The organism is Massilia sp. TWP1-3-3 (assembly GCF_049897805.1).
GTDB lineage: Bacteria > Pseudomonadota > Gammaproteobacteria > Burkholderiales > Burkholderiaceae_D > Telluria_A.
In genome coordinates this window covers 1-3,608 of the sequence record NZ_JAFCWX010000083.1, presented here as the reverse complement: position 1 = coordinate 3,608, position 3,608 = coordinate 1, and the positions used below count along the sequence as shown (strand labels likewise).

At 62.5% G+C, this 3,608-nt stretch carries 4 protein-coding genes; 1 reads left to right on the top strand and 3 read right to left on the bottom strand.

What is annotated here, in order from left to right; all coding sequences use genetic code 11:
- Positions 1 to 78: 78 nt before the first annotated feature.
- From ACP7D4_RS27695 to istA, 3 genes are read right to left on the bottom strand one after another with little or no spacing between them, the layout of a single operon-like run.
- The gene (locus ACP7D4_RS27695; protein WP_426212633.1) at positions 79 to 312 is read right to left on the bottom strand and encodes a hypothetical protein; all 234 of its coding nucleotides are present in this window, start codon (positions 310 to 312) and stop codon (positions 79 to 81) included.
- Positions 309 to 1,070, bottom strand: a complete 762-nt coding sequence (istB, locus tag ACP7D4_RS27690) for an IS21-like element helper ATPase IstB (protein ID WP_426212634.1) — start codon at positions 1,068 to 1,070, stop codon at positions 309 to 311. The genes ACP7D4_RS27695 and istB overlap by 4 nt, the downstream gene beginning before the upstream one ends.
- A complete protein-coding gene (istA, locus tag ACP7D4_RS27685) occupies positions 1,057 to 2,562 on the bottom strand; it encodes an IS21 family transposase (RefSeq protein ID WP_426212631.1) in 1,506 nt (501 codons plus the stop codon). The genes istB and istA overlap by 14 nt, the downstream gene beginning before the upstream one ends.
- Before the next feature lie 220 nt (positions 2,563 to 2,782).
- Between istA and ACP7D4_RS27680 the strand changes: the two genes are divergently transcribed.
- The coding region (locus ACP7D4_RS27680; RefSeq protein ID WP_426212630.1) for a hypothetical protein at positions 2,783 to 3,608 on the top strand (826 nt) is incomplete at its 3' end.

The following is a 3,608-nucleotide window of genomic DNA, read 5'->3' as shown; positions in this document are numbered from 1 at the left end:
TGTTAGCGGCGGTGTAAATCCGCCTAAATCTGGCTTTGGAAGCGCGTGATTTCTCAACCGCAATGGCGCAGCGACCGCTCAGAACGGTTCGTCAGCGTCGGCGGCATCTATGTCCCGGTTGACGCGCTCGATGACACGTTCGTTCACGTAGTGTTGTTGAATTTTCGTTCCGTAGTGCTGCCAGATTTGTGCGCGCAAGTCGTCGATCACTTCGTAGACGGCAACGGCCTGCTCTAACGACCAGTTTGCATCGATGAGGACAGGGATGCCTTCGGTCGTACCGGACGGCAGATGCAGGTGTCGAATTTTCATCCTTTGTTCCTCTCCTTTGATTTGCGTTTCTTAGCCTGCAATGCTGCGCGCTCGTTGGCTTGCTTGAGACGATAGGATTCGCCTTCGATCGCGATGACCTCTGCGTGGTGCACCAGACGGTCCACCAGCGATACAACGCAGCCGGCATTGGGGAACACTTCGTTCCACTCGGTGAAGGCCTTGTTCGTCGTGATCAAAGTGCTCTTGGACTCGTAGCGGCGGCTGATCAATTCGAACAGCAGGTCGGCGTGGCGGTTGGAGTAGGACAGATACCCGACTTCGTCGACGCACAGGAAATCGGGCGCGGCGTAATAGCGCAGGCGGCTGCGCAAGGCCGAATCGCTGTCGAGCGCCGCCATATCGCCGAGCATCTGGCCGGCGCTCGTAAACAGCACGGTATAACCTTCGATCAGCGCCTGGTGGGCGATGTTTTGTGCCACCATGGTTTTGCCCACGCCGTTCGGCCCCACCAGCACCACGTTGGCCGCCTCACGCAGGAACTCGAGCGACATGAGCGCCTCCACGGCAGCCCGATCGCAGCGGGTCGGCCAGGTCCAATCGAAGTCGCACAGCGGATTGAAGCGCCCCAGATGGGCATTTTTAAGACGGCGTTCCAGGCTGCGCCGCGCGCGCCCATCCTCCTCCCATTGCAGCAGATTGGCGATCCAGTCGGAGGCCGCAGCTTCTTCCCAATTCGCCAGCACGCCGTGCAGGTGCAAGGCTTCGGCGCGCTGGCGCAGCGTTTCAGGTTTGCTCATCATCGTCATGCTCCCTGCTCAGTTGATCGTAGCTCTCCAGGCTATGGGTGCGCACCGGCGCGTCGCGCGCGACGACATGCTCGGGCAGCAGCATGGCGACCGGTGGCGCTTGGCCGCGTTGCTCGCGCCGCCGCTCCAAGGCAAGACGCACTGCGTTCGGATGGGGCACGCCGCGTTCGAGTGCTTCGAGGATTGCCGCCTGCAGTTCGTCCGCGCCGAAGCGTTCGAGCAGACGCAGCAAACCGGCCGTGATCGTGCCCAGGTTACTGCTGCGCTTAGCCGCCTGCTCGATCAGTTCCACGCTTGCCGGGGCTGCCTTGGCCAAGCGCCCGATACCGCGGTGGTGGCGCGCCTTGCGCTTGTTGGCGGCGAGTTGTTCGATGTGCGCCGGCTCCTCGACCTGCGCACCTTTGTCGTAACTGCGCGCCAGGCACGAGATCACGTCGGCCCCGTCAAGCACGCGCACCGTGTCTTCGCTGGCATGGACCGTGAGGGTGCGCCTGACATAGGTGTGCGGGATTGAGTAGTCGTTCAGGTCGAAGCGGACATACGGTGTCTTGCCCACACTGACCTCGACCCGCTCGTCGCTCGGAAACGCGTGCACCGGCAGCGGTAGCAGGAGTGGCTTCTCAAGCCGGAAGGCCTCGCGCACCGTCAGCGCAGGCTCCTGCGGGCAGGGCCGGTCCGATGCCTGTCCCGCGCACCACGCTGCCGCCTGGGTGTTCAGGTCGGCCAAGTTATGGAACTGGCGCGCGGCGAAGAAAGCGCTGCGGATGTAGCGGATGGCCCTTTCGACCCGTCCCTTCTGATTGCCGCGGCAGATGGCCACCGGCCTGGGCTCAAAGCGGTAGTGCTTGGCCAGGGCGAGCAGGGTCGGATGGAACCGGATCGCCTGGCCCTCGCGTTCGAGCACCGCGCTTTTCAGATTGTCATACAAGACGACCCTGCTGCAGCCGCCGAACGCGTCGAAGGCGCCAACGTGACCACGCAGGAAGTTCTCCATGCGCGCATTAAGGAAGAAGCGCAGATAGATGAGCCGCGAGTACGACAGCACCATGACGAACGCCATCAGGGGCCGGCGTGCACGTCCTATCGTCAGGTGGTCGAAATGGGCCCAGTCGCACTGACACTGTTCTCCCGGCAGTGTACGCAGCCGCAGGTAAGCTTCAGCTGGCGCCCGTGGCCGGTGATGGGCAAGCACATGGCGAAAGTGATCAGGCCCCCCAGGATAGCCGCGCTCGCGCATCATGCCGTACAAGCGACTAGCCGTCAGGGATGGATACTTCTCAAGCGTTTGCAGAATCAGCGGCAGGTAGGGCTCGAACATGGGCGATCCGCGCACAGCGCCTGTCCCGGGCAGGCCGTCCTGGCTGAGCACCCGTTCAACCACGCCATGATGGATTGCCAGGTGCCGGGCGATGGTCCCATTGCGCCATTTTTCCACATGGTGGAGCCGTAGTATTTTTGCCTCGGTTTCAAGATCGACTGCCATGCTCATCTCCTCATCGTCGCGTGTTTGCACGCCAACCTGCGCCATCGCGCGCCTCGCGGCCTTCGAGAAAGTCGGTGCGCACGAGATCGGAACATCGGCAACCGCAGAAGCGGCAGTGCCACGCCATGGCCGGCCTCGAACTGGCCGGCGCCGGTGCCACAGACGCGATCGCGGGCACCGATATCAGTAGAACATCGCAAGGGGGCGCAGGGGAACGGTGATGCGTCACTTTACTTTTCCGATCCCGGTAGCGAGCCATCCGCTGCGCATGTCGATGTCGTCCCTGCCGACCGTTCTGGTAGCGCTGGCCAGCCTCTTTGAGCGTGATGTGGCGCGCTATGTCGGAACACGCACGGCCGCAGTAGATCTGGCCATGGTCGCAATCGGGGCACACGAGCACCTGGACGCGGCAAGCAAGGCGCGCGCAAAGATAGAATCGACCAACTGGTGCGGCATCCATCGGCTTGCTCCATGTCAAGCCGATCAGGAATGGACAGGGCGTCCAACGCGAGCGATGGGATACTTGATGCACATTCCCCGCTCGGGGTTTGCAGGGGGCGCGCCGGTAAAAACTTGTGAGGTTTTGGGTTGGCGCCGCCCCCGTCTTTTCTGCACGGCAAAGGCCGTTTTACCGCAGCCGCTCTCCAGGGCGCTTGCTCCAGAACGAACCAGCCGCCATCACTGCCCAACCAATCCAGACTCTTTGAGGCAACCCCGCCTTTTCGCCGCCAGTGGCGCGCGCCATGCTTTCGGCGGGATACGGAGTTACCGGACGAAAGGCCGTCCGGCAAGGGCTACCGCCCCGGCTCCTACCGCCGAACTTCGCCAAAAGGCCGGCGAAGACCGCGTCATAGCGCTCGAATTGCGCTTCGGCTCGATGGCAGCAGGTTTGGCAGTATGGGGACGGGAACAATTCAAATCGGAACGGGCGCATCGACCAACACACACCTCAGACGGCGCGCTCCTGGAAACAGGGCATGCTTGTGGGAGTGCAATGAATGCGCCGGTCAAAGCCAGATTTAGGCGGTTTTGCGAAGCCGTTCACA